Annotated in this window: 1 pseudogene; it reads left to right on the top strand. The window is 44.0% G+C overall.

Annotated features, from left to right (window positions below):
• Positions 1–232, top strand: a pseudogene (locus tag R2R70_RS23455) (hypothetical protein); the annotation flags it as partial.

Raw genomic sequence — 232 nt, 5'->3', positions numbered from 1 at the left:
GTGAAAGAACACGGTTTAGCTAAAACGATGCACCGCGAAGTATTTATGCTCAGCGGCAGTAATGCATTTTTTGAAGATGCAATTAACGACGAAAACATAGCACGTTTGGCCTCTGGTGATATTGTAATGTCGGCACCAATGGCAGGCAACAGTGATAAAGGGTTAACTGAGCAAGAAAAAATATGGCTTAAACCCTATCAGGCTTGGTGTGAAGGCCTGGGTGAATTAGGGC

The organism is Cobetia sp. SIMBA_158, assembly GCF_046566945.1.
In the GTDB taxonomy this organism is placed as follows: domain Bacteria; phylum Pseudomonadota; class Gammaproteobacteria; order Pseudomonadales; family Halomonadaceae; genus Cobetia; species Cobetia amphilecti.
Note: the sequence above shows the minus strand (reverse complement) of the source record. Positions and strands in the feature narration are given on the sequence as shown.